We start from the raw sequence: 16,074 nt of genomic DNA on the forward strand, positions 1-16,074 counted from the left end.
GCGGGCGCGATCGTGTCGGGTTCTGCGGGCACGGCCGCGGCCAAGCAGGAGGCCCTGGAGGCCGCCGGGGTCAAGGTCGGCAAAACCCCCAGCGAAGCGGCCCGCCTCGTACGCGCCGCCCTCGACGGCGCCACCGGCGGAGAGGAGGCGGGCGCCCTCTCCGCGGCGGCGCCCACGGCCCCATGACGACGATGCCCAAGCCCGGCACCTCCTGGGCGGCCCTGTACGCACGCTGCCGGGAGGCCGCCCCGGAGGCCTTCGGCCCGGACCGCGTCCACAACCACTGGGGCGGGCGGTGGCGCCCCGACGGCGAGCCCCGGGCCTCCTACTCGCCCGTGGACGGTTCGCGGACCGCGGACCTGCCCATGCTGGACGGCGCCACCGCGGCCCTCGCCGTGGCCGGGGCCGCCGCCGGGCACCGCGCGTGGACCGCCCTCCCCCTCGCGGAGAGGCAGGCGCGGGTGCGCGCCGCGGTCCGCGCCTGGGAACGGCACCGCGACACCCTCGCCCTCGCCCTCGTGTGGGAGATCGGCAAGCCCTGGCGGCTGGCCCGCCAGGACGTGGACCGGGCGATCTCCGGGGTGGAGTGGTACCTGGACGGCATCGGGCCCATGCTCGACGGCCGCCTCCCCCTGGACGGCCCCGTCAGCAACATCGCGAGCTGGAACTACCCGATGAGCGTGCTCGCGCACGCGATGTGCGTCCAGGCGCTCGCGGGCAACGGGGTGATCGCCAAGACGCCCACCGACGGCGGACTGGTCTGCCTGACCCTCGCCGTGGCCCTCGCGGTTCGGGAGGGGCTGCCGTTCACCCTCGTCAGCGGCGGCGGGCGCGAACTGTCCCCGGCGCTGGTGAAGGGGCCCGAGATCGGCTGCGTGTCCTTCGTCGGCGGTCGGGACGCCGGCGGCCGGGTGGCGGCCGACGTCGCCGACCTGGGGCGGCCGCACGTCCTGGAACAGGAGGGGCTGAACTGCTGGGGTGTGTGGGAGTTCAGCGACTGGGAGACCCTCTCCGGCCAGATCCGCAGGACCTTCGACTACGCCAAGCAGCGCTGCACCGCCTACCCGCGGTTCGTCGTGCAGCGGTCCCGCTTCGACGCGTTCCTCGACGCCTACCTCACCGCGGTCCGCGGCGTCCGCTTCGGCCACCCGCTCGCCGTGGAGTCCCCCGACGACGACCTGCCGGAGCTGGACTTCGGCCCCCTCGTCAACGCGGCCAAGGCCAAGGAGCTCACCGACCGCGTCGCCGAGGCCGTCGCGGGCGGGGCCGTGCCCCTCTACCGCGGCGGACTGGACGACGCCCTCCTGCTCCCGGGCCAGAACACGGACGCCTACGTGGCGCCGGTGGCCCTCCTGGAGCCGCCGCGCTCCTCACCGCTGTTCCACGCCGAGCCCTTCGGCCCGGTCGACTCGATCGTGCTGGTGGACACCGAGGCCGAACTCCTGGCCGGGATGAACGCCAGCAACGGGGCCCTGGTCGCCACGGTCTCCTGCGACGACCCCGACACCGCCTCCCGCCTGGCCACGGGCGTGCGCGCCTTCAAGGTCGGCGTCAACCGCCCGCGCTCGCGCGGCGACCGCGACGAGCTGTTCGGCGGCTGGGGGGACTCCTGGCGCGGCGCCTTCGTCGGCGGCGAGCTCCTCGTCCACGCGGTCACCCGGGGGCCCGCCCCGGAGCGCCTTCCCGGCAACTTCCCGCACTACACGCTGCGCCCCGAGGGGCGCGTCTGACCGGAGGGGGAACCGGTACGGGTCCGGTGCGCGGGGCCGGGGCACGGCTCCCCGGCGCACCGGGCCCGGCACGGCCGCTCCCCCGGCCGGGCGGAGGGCCCGGACCGGTCGGGGGGAACGGCCGGGGCGTCCGGGCGCCGCTCCGCGCGGCGGTGCGGACGCGGGGCCGGGTGTCGGGGGCGGTCGGTGCAGGGGGCTGGAGCGCGCCGACCGCCCCCGCGTCTACTGACCCGAACTGCGGACGCCTCCCGTGGCCGCCGAGGGCGCGCTGAGCGCCTTCTTCAGGAGGATCCGATGCCTTCCGGCGTAGACGTTCATGGAGGTGCCCCGGAGGAACCCGGCGAGCGTGATGCCCGCCTCCTCGGCCAGGTCGACGGCCAGTGACGAGGGCGCGGAGACGGCCGCCATCATCGGGACGCCGGCCATCCAGGCCTTCTGCACCAGCTCGAAGGAGGCGCGGCCCGAGAGCATCAGCACCGTGCCCTCCAGCGGCAGCCGGCCGGAGCGCAGCGCCCAGCCGACCAGCTTGTCGACCGCGTTGTGGCGGCCCACGTCCTCGCGCAGGGCGAGGAGCTCGCCGTCCGCGGTGAACAGTCCTGCGGCGTGCAGCCCGCCCGTGCGGTCGAACACCCGCTGGGCCTCGCGCAGGCGGTCGGGCAGGGCCGTCAGGGTGTCCGCGCCGATCCGGGCCCCGTCCTCCGCGACCCGCCACCTGGCCTGGGTGCGGACGGCGTCCAGGCTCGCCTTGCCGCACAGGCCGCAGGAGGACGTGGTGTAGAAGTTGCGCTCCAGCGACGTGTCCGGGCGGGGGACGCCCGGCGCCAGGGACACGTCGAGCACGTTGTAGGTGTTGGAGCCGTCCTCGGTCGCGCCCGCGCAGTAGCGGATCGCGGTGATCTCCTCGGCCCGCGACACCACGCCCTCGCTCACGAGGAACCCGGCGGCCAGGTCGAAGTCGTCGCCCGGCGTGCGCATGGTGATGCTCAGCGGCTCACCGTCCAGCCTGATCTCCAGCGGCTCCTCCACGACGAACGTGTCCACGCGCTCGGTCGCGGTCCCGTCCTTGATCCGGAGCACCTTCCCCCGGACAGTGACCCGTCCCATCTCCGCCCCACCGCCTTCCGGTGTCCTGCCGTCCCCGGTTCTACACGATTTCTCCGGGATTCTCATCCTCGTGGTTCCGCGCGGGGCGGAACGGTTCAGGCGCTGTCGCCGCCGGCGCCACTGCCCTTGCCGTCGCCGCCGCGGCGCTGCACGTGCTGGAAGCCGAACCGTCCCTTGATGCACAGGTTCCCGTGGGTCACGGGGTTGTCGTGCGGGGACGTGACCTTCACGATCTCGTTGTCCTGCACGTGCAGCGTAACGTTGCAGCCGACCCCGCAGTACGTGCAGATCGTGGTGGTCTCGGTCTGTTTGTCCTCATCCCAGGTCCCCGCCTGGCGCATGTCGAACTCGGTGCCGAAGGAGAGGGCTCCGGTGGGGCAGACCTCGATGCAGTTCCCGCAGTACACGCAGGCCGAGTCGGGCAGGGTGACGTCGTGCTCGGTGGAGATGCGGGCGTCGAACCCGCGCCCGGCCACCCCGATCGCGAAGGTGTTCTGCCACTGGTCCCCGCAGGCGTCGACGCACTTGTAGCACATGATGCACTTGGAGTAGTCGCGTACGTACAGGTCGTTGTCGATCTTCGCGGGCTGCTCGACCGTCGCCGCGACCGAGCCGTCGCCGGGCTCGTGCTCGCCCGAGCGCCGGGCGTCGCGCACGCCGAGCGCGGCGGCCTCGGCGCGCGGGCCGAACCTGTCGGGCTCCGCCTCGTAGCGCTCCATCCACTCGGCGACCTTCGGGGTGGTGGACAGGTCCACGGAGGAGCCGAGCAGCTCCAGGACCAGCTTGCGGCTGTGGCGCACCCGCTCGGAGTCGGTCGCCACGGACATGCCGGGCTCCAGCTTGCGCGAGCACGCGGGGGCGAGCGTGCGCGCGCCCTCCACCTCCACCACGCACACGCGGCAGGCGTTCCTGGGCGTGAGCGTGTCGCCGTGGCAGAGGGTGGGGATCTCGGTGCCGCGCTCGGCGCACGCCTCCAGGACGGTGGTGCCCTCGGGCACGCGGACCTGTTCTCCGTCGATGGTCGCGTCGATCAGCCGCCGGGGCGGGGCCAGGAGTACGGGGACGGTCATCGGGCCTCCTCGGTTGCCGCCCGGTCGCCCGCGGCGGTGCTCTGGTGGGTGTCCTCGGAGGCGGCCCGGTCGGGGCCGCCGAACAGGTCGAGCCGGTCGATCGCCGACTCCACGGCGTTCCAGGCCGTCTGGCCCAGTCCGCAGATCGAGGCGTCCTTCATCGCCCGGCCGACCTCGCGGAGCAGGGGGACCTCCGCGGCCGCGTCGCCCCCCGCGCTGATCCGCAGCAGCGACTCCTCCTGGCGGACGGTGCCGACACGGCAGGGGACGCACTGGCCGCAGGACTCGTCGCGGAAGAAGGCCGCCACCCGGACCAGGGTCGCGACCAGGTCGGCGGTGTCGTCCAGGACCAGGACCACGCCCGAGCCCAGGGTCGTCCCGGCCGCGCGGGCGCCCTCGAAGGTCAGGGGGATGTCGAGTTCGTCGCCGCGGACGAACGCCCCGGCCGCCCCGCCGAGCAGGACCGCCTGGACGGTGCGGCCCTCCGGCATGCCCCCCGCCGCCTCGATGAGGTCGCGGAGGGTGGCCCCGAACGGCAGCTCGTACAGCCCGGGGCGGCGCACGCCGCCGGACAGGCAGAACAGCTTGGGCCCCGTGGACCCGCCGGTGCCGACCGCCGCGTAGGCGGGGCCGCCCATCAGCATGATCGGCAGGACGTTGACCAGCGTCTCGACGTTGTTCACGGCGGTGGGCTTGCCGAACAGGCCCTTCTCCACGGGGAAGGGCGGCTTGGTGCGGGGCTCGCCCCGGTAGCCCTCGATGGAGCCGAAGATCGCGGTCTCCTCGCCGCAGATGTAGGCCCCGGCGCCCCGCCGGATCTCGATGTCGAAGGCGAACCCCGAGCCGAGGACGTCCGGTCCGAGGAGCCCGCGCTCCCGCGCGAGCGCGACGGCGTTCTCCAGGTGGCGCAGCGCCCGGGGGTACTCCCCCCGGATGTACAGGAAGCCGAGCCGCGCCCCGATGGCGTAGCCCGCGATCGTCATCGCCTCGACGACGGAGAAGGGGTCGCCCTCCATCAGGACGCGGTCCTTGAAGGTGCCGGGCTCGCTCTCGTCGGCGTTGCACACCAGGTAGTGCGGGCCGTCCGGCTGCTGGGCGGTGGCCTGCCACTTGCGGCCGGTCGGGAAGGCGGCTCCGCCCCGGCCGACCAGGCCGGAGTCGGAGACCTCCCGGATGACGCCGGCCGGGCCGAGCCGCAGCGCCCGGCGCAGCGCCGCGTACCCGCCCGCGGCGCGGTAGTCGTCCAGGCTGAGGGGGTCGACGGTGCCGACGCGCCGGAGGAGCACGTGGTCGGGGGACCCGGCGTCGGGGACGGCCGCCGAGGGGGCGGGCTCCGGGGCGGAGCCGGGGAGGGGGTCGGCGCCGAAGGTGGTGGGGGAGGGGGCGCGGTGTCCGTTCGCGGAGACCGGTGCGGCGGAGCCGGGGGAGCCCTCCCCCGCCAGCGCGTCCAGGTCCCCGGGGGCGGCGGGCGCCGCGACGGCGTACCGTGCAGGGGCGCCGGCCTCGATGGCCAGGGCGGCCGGCGCGCGTTCGCACATGCCGAGGCAGGGGCTCTCGTGCCAGGCGGTGTCGCCGTCGTGGCCGCCGGGCGGGCCGAGGCGTTCGGCGAGCCGGTCGCGCAGTCCGGACGACCCGGACGCCGCGCAGGCGATGTCGGTGCACAGGTGCACGACCCGGCGGGGCCGCTTCCGCAGGGAGAACATCGCGTAGAAGGAGGCGACGGCGTAGGCCTCCGCCGGCGGGACGGTGAGCCGTCGGCAGATGTGGTCCAGGGCGGGCCTGCTGATCCAGCCCACCCGGTCGTTGACCGCGTGGAGGGCGGGCATGAGCAGGTCGCGTCTGTCCCGGGCGGTGTGGCCTCCCCGCGCGTAGCGCAGGTCGACGTCCTGGCGGGCGCCGCCGTCCCAACCGGATTCGGGGGGACCGAGCACGCTGTCGACGGCTTCGCGCTCGACGGCGGTGGGCGCCTCGTCCAGGAATCGCAGGTCCACGTCTGTGTCACCTCAAATTCATGTAATCCAGATCACAGGATTTTGTATACAGAGGACAGTATGATGATCGTTATCGGGTTGACAACCCCCGTACGCGCCAAGATCGCGTAAGGAGACCCGGCCCCCGGGGCACGCGTGCGAACGCGTCGCCCAGGGAGGGGACCGCGCCGTCGCCGCAGGGGGCTGGGGCGACGGCGCGGTCCGCCGTTCGCGCACGTCAGGGCACCGGTGCTGCACTGCCGGCGTGCTCCTCCACCCTCTCGATCCGCACCGCAGCGGCCTTGTACTCGGCCGTCCCCGCGATCGGGTCGGTGGCGTCGATGGTCAGCAGCTGGGTGTCCACCTGGTGGGGGAAGTGGAACGTCATGAACACCAACCCCTGCCGCATCGCGTCCGTGACGGAGACGGGCACGAGGACGGAGCCCCGGCGCGAGGTCACCCGGACCGTCTCGCCGTCGGCGACGCCGAGCTTGGCCGCGTCCTCGGGGGAGAGGTCCAGCAGCTCGCCCCGGCGCAGCGGCGAGGAGAAGCCGCCGGTCTGCACCCCGGTGTTGTAGTCGTCCAGCCGTCGCCCGGTCGTCAGCCGGAACGGGAAGTCCTCGTCGAGGAGGTCGACCGGCGGGGAGTGGCCCACGATCCCGAACGGCGCGGGTTCGCCGCGCTCGGCGGGGTCCTCCGACCACAGGCGGGAGTGCAGGTAGGACGGCTCCAGGGTGTCCTCGGAGTAGGAGGGCCACTGGATGCCGTGCAGCTCCGCCAGGCGTGCGTAGCTCATGCCCCGGTGCATGGGGGAGAGGGAGCGGACCTCGTTCCAGATCTCCTCGGCCGAGGGCCGGGACCAGTCGACGCCCAGGCGGGTCGCGAGGTCGCACATGATCTCGATGTCGTCGCGGGCGCCCTCCGGCGGGTCCAGCGCCTTGCGGACCAGCTGTACGCGGCGCTCGCTGTTGGTGAAGGTGCCGTCGGACTCGCACCAGGACGCGCTCGCGGGGAGCACCACGTCGGCGAGCTCGGCGGTGCGGGTCAGGAAGATGTCCTGCACCACCAGGTGGTCCAGGCCGCGCAGGCGCCGGGTGGTCTTGTGCGTCTCGGGCTCGGACTGGACCGGGTTCTCGCCGATGACGTAGAGCGTCCTGAGCTCCCGCTCGTCCATCGCCTCGAACATCTGGGTCAGGGTCTTGCCCTTGACGCCCTGGATCTCGCGGCCCCACGCCGCCTCGAAGGGCGCGCGCACCGCCGGGTCCAGGATGTCCTGGAAGCCGACCAGGCGGTCGGGGATGGCGCCCATGTCGCCGCCGCCCTGCACGTTGTTCTGGCCGCGCAGCGGGTTGAGCCCCGACCCGTGCCTCCCCACGTGCCCGGTCAGCAGGGACAGGTTGATCAGAGAGCGGACGTTGTCGGTGGCGTTGTGGTGCTCGGTGATGCCGAGCGTCCAGCACAGCTGGGCGCGCTCGGCGCGGGCGTAGGCGTGCGCCAGCTCGCGGATCGCCTCGGCGGGCACGCCGGTCTCGGCCTCGGCGGCGGCGAGCGTCCAGGGCTCGACCAGTGCGCGGTACTCGTCGAACCCGCTCGTGGCGCGCCGGACGAAGGTGTCGTTGGCCAGGCCCGCGTGCAGGATCTCGCGTCCGATCGCGTGCGCGAGCGGGATGTCCGTGCCCACGTTCAGCCCGAGCCAGCGGTCGGCCCACTCGGCGGTCGGGGTGCGCCGGGGGTCGACGACGAACAGTCGCGCGCCGTTGCGGACGCCCTTGAGCACGTGCTGGAAGAAGATGGGGTGGGCGAAGCGCGGGTTGCCCCCCCAGATCACGATGAGGTCGGTGTCCTCGACCTCGGCGTAGGAGGAGGTCCCCCCGCCCGAGCCGAAGGCCGCGGCCAGGCCGGCGACGCTGGGCGCGTGGCAGGTGCGGTTGCAGGAGTCGACGTTGTTGGTGCCGACGACGACGCGGGTGAACTTCTGCGCCATGAAGTTCATCTCGTTGGTCGCCCGCGCGCAGGAGAGCATGCCGAAGGAGTCGGGCCCGTGCTCGTCCACGCCGCGCCGGAACCCGGCGGCCGCGCGGTCGAGGGCCTCCTCCCAGGAGGCCGGGCGCAGTTCGCCGCCGTCGCGGACGAGGGGTCGGGTGAGTCGGTCGTAGGGAGCGGAGAAATCGTCGGATCGCATGTGGCCTCGCTTGGTGGTCGTGGCCGGATTCGCCTGGTCCGACGGCGCCCGTGGCGCCTGACGGGGATACTGCATACAGTATTTAGCGATCATGAGCCATGGGTCAAGACCGGGCGGCCGGCGCCGGTGCGGGGGGAGCCGGAGGCCCGGGGCGATCGAGCATCCGGTCGTTGAGCAGCCCGGCCACGGCGTCCACCGCCCGGAGGGCCGGGGCGGGGGTTCCGGTCAGGTCGGCCAGCTCCACCACGGCGGACAGGATGACGTCCAGTTCCATGGGCCGCCCGCGCTCCAGGTCGTGCAGGGTCGAGGTGCGGTGGTCCCCGGCGCGCTCGGCCCCGGCCAGGCGGCGGTCGATGGAGACGGCGGGGTGCACGCCGAGCCGCGCCGCGACCTCCAGGGTCTCGGCCATCATGGTGCGCGCCATCTCCCGGGTCGAGCGGTTCCGGCAGATCTGCGCCATGGTGGAGCGGGTCAGCGCGCTCAGCGGGTTGAAGACGATGTTGCCCATCAGCTTCACCCAGATGTCCTCGCGCAGGTCCTGCTCGATCGGGCACTTGAGGCCGCCCGCCTCCATCGCGGCCTGGAAGGCGCGGCAGCGCGCGGAGGAGGACCGGTCCGGCTCGCCGATGGAGAACCGGGTCCCCTCCATGTGCCGGATCACCCCCGGGCCCGCGATCTCGGTGGCCGCGTAGACCACGCACCCGACCGCGCGCTCGACCGGGATCGTCCGGCTGACCGCCCCTCCCGGGTCCACGCTCTCGATCCGGTGTCCCGCGAGGGGGCCCTCGATCCCGTGGAAGTACCACCACGGGATGCCGTTCTGGGCGGCGACGACCATGGTGGAGGGGCCCATCAGGGGGCGCAGCATCGGGCCGCAGCCCGCGTAGTGCTGGGCCTTCAGGCCGAGGAGGACGGCGTCGACGGGGCCGACCTCGGACGGGTCGTCGGTGGCGTGCGGGTGCGCGGTGAAGTCGCCGCGCGCGCTGAGCACGCGGACGCCCCGCTCCCGCAGGGCCTCCAGGTGGGCGCCGCGGGCGATGAGGTGGACGTCGGCCCCGCCCCTGTGGAGTGCGGCTCCCGCGTAGGCGCCGATCGCTCCGGCGCCGAGTACGGCGATTCGCATGAGGACTCCCTTCCTTTCACATACTGTATACAGTATGCTCCGAGATATCGTTCTCGACATGTCGGTAGGGAGAGAAGGAATGCCCGACCCGGGTTCCCCGGAAACTTCTCCGCTTCTTCACGTCGGAGACCACCCGCGACCCCCGCTGCCCTGGACCGCGGCGCGGGAGCTGGCGCGGGTGACCGGCGCCGAGGGCGGCACGCCCATGGCCGAGGAGCCGCTCGCCGGCGCCCTCGGGGCCACCCTCGGCGCCGACCTCGTCGCGGCGGTCGACGTCCCCGCGCTCGACAGCGCCGCGATGGACGGCTACGCGGTGTCCGGGGAGGGCCCCTGGTCGGTCCTCGGGCGCTCGCTCGCCGGGCGGCGGTGCCCGGTCGCCCGGCTGGGGAGCGGTGAGGCCGTGGAGGTCGCCACCGGCGCCGTCCTGCCGGACGGCGCCACGGCGGTCCTGCCGCACGAGCTGGCGACGGAGTCCTCCGGCGCCGTGCGCGGCGGGATCGGCGCGGGGCGGCACATCCGCCGCCGGGGCGAGACCACGGCGGCGGGGACGCCGGTCGCCCGCCGGGGGAGCCCCGTCACCCCCGCCCTCCTGGGGCTCGCCGCGAGCCTGGGCCGCGACACCCTGCCCGTGGTCCGGCCCCTCGTGCGGGTCCTGGTCACCGGGGACGAGGTCGTGGTCGAGGGGACGCCGCGCCCGGGGGCGGTGCGGGACGCGATCGGCCCCGTGCTGCCCGGGCTCGTCGCCTGGGCCGGGGGCGCCTGCGCCCCCGCCGTGCGGGTCCCCGACCGGGGCCGGGACCTGGCACGGGCGCTCGACGGCGCCGGTCCGGCCGAGGTCGTCGCGGTCTGCGGCTCCTCCTCGGCCGGTCCGGCCGACCACCTGCGCCCGGTCCTGGCCCGACTGGGCGCCAGGCTCGTCGTCGACGGCGTCGCCTGCCGCCCCGGCCATCCGCAGCTGCTGGCCGTCCTGCCCTCCGGGACCGTCGTCGCGGGGCTGCCCGGGAACCCCGGCGCGGCCCTGGCCGCCGCCCTCACCCTGCTGGTGCCGGTGCTCAGCGGCCGCGCGGGCCGGCGGGACCCCGCGCACGCCGGCCGGCGGATCAGGCTCATCGGCCCGACCGGCCCGCACCCGTCCGACACCCGTCTGGTGCCGGTGCGCGTGAGCCAGGACCTGGCGGTGGAGCTGCCCGTCTCGGGCTCCGCCGACCTGAGGGGCGCGGCGACGGCGGACGCCCTCGCCGTGGTCCCGCCCTCGCGCGTCCCGGGGCGCCTCCCCGGAAGGGTCGAGCTCGTGGAGGTTCCGACGTGACCCACGCACGCCCCGTGTTTTGTACACTGTCTACAAAGACCGCGCACCAGGATTCCGGAGATTCCCTATGGCCTCGCAGGGGTTGAACACCGTCGCAGGACGGATCCAGCGTCCCGTACCGCTGCGCGAAGCCGTGTACGAGGCCATCCTGGACCTGATCACCACCCGGGCGCTCTCACCCGGCCACCACCTGGTCGAGACGGAGCTGGCCCAGACCCTGGGCGTCTCGCGCCAGCCCGTCCGCGAGGCGATGCAGCGGCTCAGCAACGAGGGCTGGGTGGACCTGCGCCCCGGCTACGGGGCGTTCGTGCACACGCCCACCGAGAGCGAGGCCGACCAGCTCCTGGCGGTCCGCGCGCTGCTGGAGACCGAGTCGGCGCGCCTGGCCGCCGCCAACGCCTCGCCCGACCAGGTCGCCCACCTGCGCGACCTGGTCGCCGCCGGGCGCGCGGCGACCGAGCTCGCCGACACCGACGCGGTGGTCCAGGCCAACGCCGACTTCCACCGCACCGTCACCGAGGCCTCGGGCAACCGGGTGCTCGCCGAACTGGCCGCCCAGGTGGACCGGCGGGTCCGCTGGTACTACGCCCCGGTCGCCCGCATCCGCGGCGCCGCCTCCTGGGACGAGCACGCCAGCCTCGTCGACGTCATCGAGGCGGGGGACGCCGACCAGGCCCTCCGCCTGATGAGCGAGCACACCGAGCGCACCCGGCGCACCTACCACGAGCGCGTGGACGGCGACGGCTCCTGAGCCCCCGCGCCGGGGTCGCGGCGGCTCAGGCCTCCGCGACCCGGTACGCGCTCCCGTCGGCCTCGCGCGTCAGGTACCCCTCCTCCACCAGGTGCCTGCGCATCGCGGACGGGTCGTCGAAGCAGGTGCGGATCGCCGTGTTCACCTGCTTCTCGGTGTAGACCACCCCGGGCGCGAAGAGCCGCCCCGTGATCCGCGCGAAGACCCCCAGGCGCAGTTCGCGCCGGACGGGCAGGGCGGTCAGCCGCCCCCGGTGGAACAGCGCGTCCACGGGGTCGCGCCCCGCCGGGGCGCTCTCCTCCAGGGCGGCCGCGAACACCCCGGGCACGCACACCACGCGCCCGCCCTCCTCCCGCACGAGTCCGGCGTCCGCCAACCGGCGCAGGCGCCGTACGGCGCCGGAGCCGCCCGCGCGGAGGTCCTCCGCGGCGGCGCCGCCGGGGCCCGCCGCGACCACGCGGGCGTAGAGCGCGAGCCGGTCGGGGTCCGCGAGCGACGAGACGATCTGGGCGGGGTGCGGCACGGTGGTCCTCCTGGGTCGGTTGTCGGCACCCATGACACCGGAGGGGGCGGGCGCCCCGCCACCGGTTTTCAGCGCCCGGCGAGCAGCCGCTCCACCACTTCGGCCACCCCGTCCTCGGTGCTCGCCGGGGCGACGCCCAGGCCCCGGGCGGGGTCGAGCAGGTCCGGGTGCCCGTCGGCCATCGCGTAGCCCATGCCGGCCCAGGTCAGCGCGGCCAGGTCGTTGGGCATGTCGCCGAAGGCCGCGACCTCCTCCGCGGCCACGCCCCACCGCTCGCAGACCAGTGCCAGGGTGGTGCCCTTGTCGACCCCCGACGCGCTCAGCTCCAGCAGGCCGTGCCCGCCCGAGTAGGTGACCTCCACCAGGGAGCCGACCGTCTCCACGGCCGCCTCGTGCAGGAGGCGGACCGGGGTCCCGCCGGAGCGCACCAGCAGCTTGGCGATCGGCGAGGTGTGCTCCAGGAGGTCCTCGGCGGAGTCCAGGACCCCGCTCACCCAGTCGCGGTGCGCCCACGGTTCGAGCAGGTAGCCGGGCTCGTGGAAGAAGCCGGTGCCCGTCTCCACGCCGAAGCCGAGGTCGGGCAGCGCGCCGCGCAGCTTATCGACCACGGTGCGCGCCGTCTCCGGGGAGAGGGCGCGCACGAGGGGCTCCGCGTCGGGGAGGTGGGCGAGCGCGCCGTTGCCGCAGAGGACGGCGGCACAGGTGAACTGGGAGGAGATGTGCCATGTCTCCCGGGGCGGGCGGGCCGTGGAGACGACCACCCTCACCCCCGAGTCGGCGGCCGACATCAGTGCTTGTCTGTTGCGGGCGGAGACGAGGCCCTGGGATCCGAGGAGAGTGCCGTCGAGGTCGGTCGCGATGACCCGGGGAAAGACCATGTGTCGCATTATGTCTGTCTCCGGTGACGGTTTGAAGCGGTTCCGCCCGGGACCGGCGTCCTCGGGGGCGCCGGGGCGGCCCCGGGGGCCACGGCCGGGAGGACTGCCGGGACGCGTTCCACGACGCCGCCCCGGAAGACGTCGTAGAGGTCGAGGGTCTCCAGGTGCACGTAGCCGATGTGGCAGTCGCAGCTGGTCAGCGGGCAGGGGCTCGGACCGAGGCCCCGGGCGAACGACCCGTCGTAGAGGTTGCCCATCGGGGCGTCCACGAAGTGGCAGCGGCGCACCCCGCCGTCGGCGTCCACGGACAGCACACTGTCACCCGTGCGGCAGGGCCGTCCGAGGCTCGGATGGGGGTTCCGGCTGTAGTGGAAGTGCGGGTCCAGGGCCTGCCACTCCGCGGCCTCCCGGTCGGTGTAGGTCCGGCCCTCGGCGGCGTTGACCCACAGGTACACGTCACCGGGCAGCTCGGCCCGCATCCTCCGGGCCGCCTCCAGGTGGTCCGGTTCGCCGACCACGCCGACGCTGAACCGCACCCCCGCGGCGGCCAGCTCCCGAGCCTTGGCGAGGAAGCGCCCGTGGGAGACCTGGCCGGGGTGGTAGGTGGTCCACAGCGCGGTGGACGACAGGTCGCAGTCGGCCAGCCAGCCCAGGCGGCCGCTCAGGTTGGTCTGGATCGCCACCCGCTCCACGTGGGGCAGGCGGCTGAGCCGGACGATCGCGGTCCGGTACCAGGAGCGCACCAGGCCCTCGCCCCAGGGGGTGAACAGCACCGAGACCCGGGTCCCCGGGTTCTCGGCGGGGCGGGCGGCCACCCAGTCGGCGAACCGCTCCAGGGCGGCCCGGTCCGCGCGCAGGGTCCCGGGGTCGTCGCGCCGCTTGGCGAAGGGACAGTACGGGCAGTCGTAGTCGCAGCTGGCCAGCGGCCCCCGGTAGAGGAGGGTGAGGTGCGCGGGCAGCTCCGGCGCGGGAAGCGGCCCGTCCGGGCCGCGCGGCGCGGGGGAGAGGGCCCCGTGGATCCCCGGCCAGGGGAGAGGGGCCACCCGCACTGGCGCGGCCGGTGCGGGGAGAGCGTCCGCCCCGGCCGGGGCGGGGCACGCGTCCGGGGCCGGCGTGACGGCGCGGGCGGGGGGAGCCCCGTGGTCCGAGGCGGCTTCCACGGCGCTCACCTGGCCTCGTACTCGGCCATCAGCGCCGACACCCGGTCGGAGAAGGCCATCGGCCCGACGGCGTCGGAGTGCGCGAGGCCCTCCGGGCTCAGCCGCACCGTGCCCGGGTCGCCGTCCGGTTCCAGCCAGCCGCGCGCGCCGAGCGCGGCGAACAGCTCCGGGAAGTCCTCCGCGGGGTGGCCGCCGAACCGCTCCGCGTAGGCGGTGGCGTCCATGCCCTCGGCCCGCAGCAGCGACTGCACGAGGTGGCGGCGCCGGCGCTCCCCGTCGTCCAGCAGGAACCCCACCTCGGCGTGCGCGAAGCCCCCCGCGCCGCGTCCCACGTAGTCCGCGATGATCGACCGCACGTGGCCCACCCCCACCGCGTAGTCGAACGAGTAGTGGGCGGACGCCGTGTACGACCGCGCCCCGCACCCGAGCCCGACCATGCCGTCGGTCTGGCAGCAGTGGTCCGGCGTGTCCGCGCCGGCGGCGGGCGCGTCCGCGCGGCGGAACATGCGCATGGACACCTGCTCGTAGCCGCGCTCCAGCAGGTGGTCGCGGCCCTGCCGGTACAGGCCCAGCCGGTGGTCGTCCCAGTCCCGGGCGCGGCGGCCCAGGCCGGTGAGCGGCCGCACGTACAGGGGGTAGAGGTAGACCTCCTCCGGGGCCCATTCCAGCGCCGTGTCCAGGGAGTACGCCCACGTGCGGGCGTCCTGCCGGTCGATCCCGTAGATGAGGTCGAGATTGAGGTCGGCGGAGGTGTGCCCGCGGAGGGCCGCCAGGGCCCGGTCCACCTCGGCGCGTCTTTGCGGGCGCCCCGCGGCGTGGGCCTCGGAGTCGAGGAAGCTCTGCACGCCCATGCTGATCCGGGTCAGGCCGCGCTCCTGGAGCACGTCCAGCCGGTCGGGCGTGGCCGTGGCGGGGGAGGTCTCCACCGAGACCGGTGTGCGGGAGAGGTCCACCCCGAACGCGCGCTCGGTGAGGTCGTAGACCCGGACGAGCTCGTCCGCGGTCAGGTAGGTGGGCGTCCCCCCTCCCAGGGCGGCGCGCGCGAAGCGGAAGCCCGCGGGCAGCGCCGCGGCCACCTCCCCGGCCTGGCGCTCCATCGCGTCCAGGTACGCGGTGACCTGTTCGGCCGGTGGCGTGGACCGCGTGAACAGGTTGCAGAACCCGCAGCGCATCTCGCAGAACGGGATGTGCGCGTACAGGGACAGCGCGCTCACGTCCTCGTCCCGCCACAGGTCCGCCAGCGGCGGACGGTCCTCGAAGGGCCGGTAGGCGCTCTTGTGCGGATAGGCGTACACGTACGACCGGTAGGGGGAGTCCTCGCGCACGGGTTCCGGGCGCGGCACGGGGGTGACGGTCACGGGGTCGCCTCCTCGGCGCGGACGGGGGCGGTGCGCCCCTGGGGCAGGAACGCGTGGGCGTAGGGGACCGTCCACACGGTCTCGTGGCCGATCCGGTGGCCGGTGTACCCGTCCTCGCCGTAGGCGGTGCCGTGGTCGGAGCACACGATCGCGAAGCACGGGCGGCGGGCGGACATCGCGGCGAGGAGGGGCGGCAGGTGCCGGTCGACGTACTCCAGGGCCGCCGCGTGGCTCTCCGGGGTGTCGCCGTCCCCGGGGGCGGCCCCCGGCAGGTGGAACCAGTTGGGCTGGTGCAGCGCGGACGCGTTGAGCAGCAGGAAGAGGGGTTGGTCCGCCGGGCGCTCCCCGGCGATCCGCACGGCCCGCGCCACCTGGTTCTCGAAGGAGCGGGGGTCGGCCACGCCGAACGACTCCTCCCAGTGGCTCTCGGCGAACATGTCCGGGATCACCGACCCCACCGCCGACCGCCGGTTGAAGAACCCCGTCCCCCCGACGCAGGCCGTGTGGTACCCCGCTCCGGCCAGGCCGGAGGCCAGGTCGGGGGTGTCGAAGGTCCAGGTGCGCGGCGCGGTGGACACGCTTCCCGGGAAGGCGGCGGCGAACAGGCGCGGATGGGGTCCGGGCGCGGCCGGGGTGGGCAGGAACCCGGCGAGCATCGCCAGGTGGGAGGCGTACGTGAAGCTCCCCGGGGCGTGTCTGCGCTCCCACCCCCCGTCCGGCAGCAGGCGGGCGAGGTGGGGGGTGCGGCCCGCCCGCGCGAGTTCGTCGGCCACGTCGAAGCGCAGGGTGTCCAGGGTGAGCAGCAGGATGTCGTGCGTGCCCACCACGGCGTTCATGTCGGGATCGGTGCTCATCGTTCTTCTTCGGGAGGAGGTGTGCGGCGGAGGCCCGGCGTGCGGGTCCGGCTCTTCGTGGG

13 protein-coding genes and 1 pseudogene are annotated in these 16,074 nt (G+C 74.7%); 4 read left to right on the forward strand and 10 right to left on the reverse strand.

Features of this window, described 5'->3' with window-relative positions; genetic code table 11:
- Both ACIRPH_RS12975 and ACIRPH_RS12980 read left to right on the forward strand, forming a co-directional pair.
- Nucleotides 1-186: pseudogene (locus tag ACIRPH_RS12975) on the forward strand (succinate--CoA ligase subunit alpha); the annotation flags it as partial.
- Nucleotides 183-1,730, forward strand: a complete 1,548-nt coding sequence (locus ACIRPH_RS12980; RefSeq protein ID WP_402913353.1) for an aldehyde dehydrogenase family protein — start codon at nucleotides 183-185, stop codon at nucleotides 1,728-1,730. The pseudogene ACIRPH_RS12975 and the gene ACIRPH_RS12980, both read left to right, overlap by 4 nt.
- Before the next feature lie 222 nt (nucleotides 1,731-1,952).
- Here the strand turns inward: ACIRPH_RS12980 and fdhD are convergent, their stop codons facing one another.
- The 5 genes from fdhD to ACIRPH_RS13005 all read right to left on the reverse strand — a co-directional run bounded on the left by fdhD (nucleotide 1,953) and on the right by ACIRPH_RS13005 (nucleotide 9,179).
- The gene (gene fdhD / locus ACIRPH_RS12985) at nucleotides 1,953-2,834 is read right to left on the reverse strand and encodes a formate dehydrogenase accessory sulfurtransferase FdhD (RefSeq protein WP_402913356.1); all 882 of its coding nucleotides are present in this window, start codon (nucleotides 2,832-2,834) and stop codon (nucleotides 1,953-1,955) included.
- Between the two features lie 95 nt (nucleotides 2,835-2,929).
- Nucleotides 2,930-3,904, reverse strand: coding sequence for a 2Fe-2S iron-sulfur cluster-binding protein (locus tag ACIRPH_RS12990; protein ID WP_402913359.1), 975 nt, complete (start codon nucleotides 3,902-3,904; stop codon nucleotides 2,930-2,932).
- The gene (locus ACIRPH_RS12995) at nucleotides 3,901-5,895 is read right to left on the reverse strand and encodes an NAD(P)H-dependent oxidoreductase subunit E (RefSeq protein WP_402913362.1); all 1,995 of its coding nucleotides are present in this window, start codon (nucleotides 5,893-5,895) and stop codon (nucleotides 3,901-3,903) included. Before ACIRPH_RS12995 ends, ACIRPH_RS12990 begins: the two co-directional genes overlap by 4 nt.
- Before the next feature lie 217 nt (nucleotides 5,896-6,112).
- Nucleotides 6,113-8,056, reverse strand: coding sequence for a molybdopterin oxidoreductase family protein (locus ACIRPH_RS13000; protein WP_402913365.1), 1,944 nt, complete (start codon nucleotides 8,054-8,056; stop codon nucleotides 6,113-6,115).
- Between the two features lie 103 nt (nucleotides 8,057-8,159).
- Nucleotides 8,160-9,179, reverse strand: coding sequence for a 2-dehydropantoate 2-reductase (locus tag ACIRPH_RS13005; RefSeq protein ID WP_402913368.1), 1,020 nt, complete (start codon nucleotides 9,177-9,179; stop codon nucleotides 8,160-8,162).
- A gap of 205 nt (nucleotides 9,180-9,384) precedes the next feature.
- Between ACIRPH_RS13005 and ACIRPH_RS13010 the strand changes: the two genes are divergently transcribed.
- A complete protein-coding gene (locus ACIRPH_RS13010) occupies nucleotides 9,385-10,488 on the forward strand; it encodes a molybdopterin molybdotransferase MoeA (protein ID WP_402914744.1) in 1,104 nt (367 codons plus the stop codon).
- A gap of 67 nt (nucleotides 10,489-10,555) precedes the next feature.
- A complete protein-coding gene (locus tag ACIRPH_RS13015) occupies nucleotides 10,556-11,239 on the forward strand; it encodes a GntR family transcriptional regulator (protein ID WP_402913370.1) in 684 nt (227 codons plus the stop codon).
- 25 nt (nucleotides 11,240-11,264) lie between these two features.
- On the opposite strand, the gene ACIRPH_RS13020 is transcribed toward ACIRPH_RS13015, so the two are convergent.
- The 5 genes from ACIRPH_RS13020 to ACIRPH_RS13040 all read right to left on the reverse strand — a co-directional run bounded on the left by ACIRPH_RS13020 (nucleotide 11,265) and on the right by ACIRPH_RS13040 (nucleotide 16,012).
- Nucleotides 11,265-11,762, reverse strand: coding sequence for a DUF2087 domain-containing protein (locus ACIRPH_RS13020; RefSeq protein ID WP_402913373.1), 498 nt, complete (start codon nucleotides 11,760-11,762; stop codon nucleotides 11,265-11,267).
- A gap of 68 nt (nucleotides 11,763-11,830) precedes the next feature.
- Nucleotides 11,831-12,649 (reverse strand): HAD family hydrolase, encoded by an 819-nt coding sequence (locus tag ACIRPH_RS13025; protein WP_402913375.1) that lies wholly within the window; start codon nucleotides 12,647-12,649, stop codon nucleotides 11,831-11,833.
- Entirely contained in the window at nucleotides 12,649-13,659 is a 1,011-nt protein-coding gene (locus tag ACIRPH_RS13030) for an STM4011 family radical SAM protein (RefSeq protein WP_402914747.1), read from the reverse strand. Before ACIRPH_RS13030 ends, ACIRPH_RS13025 begins: the two co-directional genes overlap by 1 nt.
- Nucleotides 13,660-13,805: 146 nt before the next feature.
- The gene (locus ACIRPH_RS13035; RefSeq protein WP_402913378.1) at nucleotides 13,806-15,158 is read right to left on the reverse strand and encodes an STM4012 family radical SAM protein; all 1,353 of its coding nucleotides are present in this window, start codon (nucleotides 15,156-15,158) and stop codon (nucleotides 13,806-13,808) included.
- On the reverse strand, nucleotides 15,155-16,012 hold the full coding sequence (locus ACIRPH_RS13040) for an STM4013/SEN3800 family hydrolase (RefSeq protein ID WP_402913380.1): 858 nt from the start codon (nucleotides 16,010-16,012) through the stop codon (nucleotides 15,155-15,157). Before ACIRPH_RS13040 ends, ACIRPH_RS13035 begins: the two co-directional genes overlap by 4 nt.
- Between the last annotated feature and the right edge of the window lie 62 nt (nucleotides 16,013-16,074).

The organism is Nocardiopsis sp. NPDC101807 (assembly GCF_044766605.1).
GTDB classification, from domain to species: domain Bacteria; phylum Actinomycetota; class Actinomycetes; order Streptosporangiales; family Streptosporangiaceae; genus Nocardiopsis; species Nocardiopsis tropica.

Excerpts from the sequence above, each read along its gene's own strand:
- ACIRPH_RS13015 (WP_402913370.1), top strand. The coding sequence starts at position 10,556 with ATGGCCTCGCAGGGGTTGAACACCGTCGCAGGACGGATCCAGCGTCCC.
- ACIRPH_RS13000 (WP_402913365.1), bottom strand. The coding sequence starts at position 8,056 with ATGCGATCCGACGATTTCTCCGCTCCCTACGACCGACTCACCCGACCC.
- ACIRPH_RS13010 (WP_402914744.1), top strand. The coding sequence starts at position 9,385 with ATGGCCGAGGAGCCGCTCGCCGGCGCCCTCGGGGCCACCCTCGGCGCC.
- ACIRPH_RS13040 (WP_402913380.1), bottom strand. The coding sequence starts at position 16,012 with ATGAGCACCGATCCCGACATGAACGCCGTGGTGGGCACGCACGACATC.
- ACIRPH_RS12990 (WP_402913359.1), bottom strand. The coding sequence starts at position 3,904 with ATGACCGTCCCCGTACTCCTGGCCCCGCCCCGGCGGCTGATCGACGCG.
- ACIRPH_RS12980 (WP_402913353.1), top strand. The coding sequence starts at position 183 with ATGACGACGATGCCCAAGCCCGGCACCTCCTGGGCGGCCCTGTACGCA.
- fdhD (WP_402913356.1), bottom strand. The coding sequence starts at position 2,834 with ATGGGACGGGTCACTGTCCGGGGGAAGGTGCTCCGGATCAAGGACGGG.
- ACIRPH_RS13005 (WP_402913368.1), bottom strand. The coding sequence starts at position 9,179 with ATGCGAATCGCCGTACTCGGCGCCGGAGCGATCGGCGCCTACGCGGGA.
- ACIRPH_RS13025 (WP_402913375.1), bottom strand. The coding sequence starts at position 12,649 with ATGCGACACATGGTCTTTCCCCGGGTCATCGCGACCGACCTCGACGGC.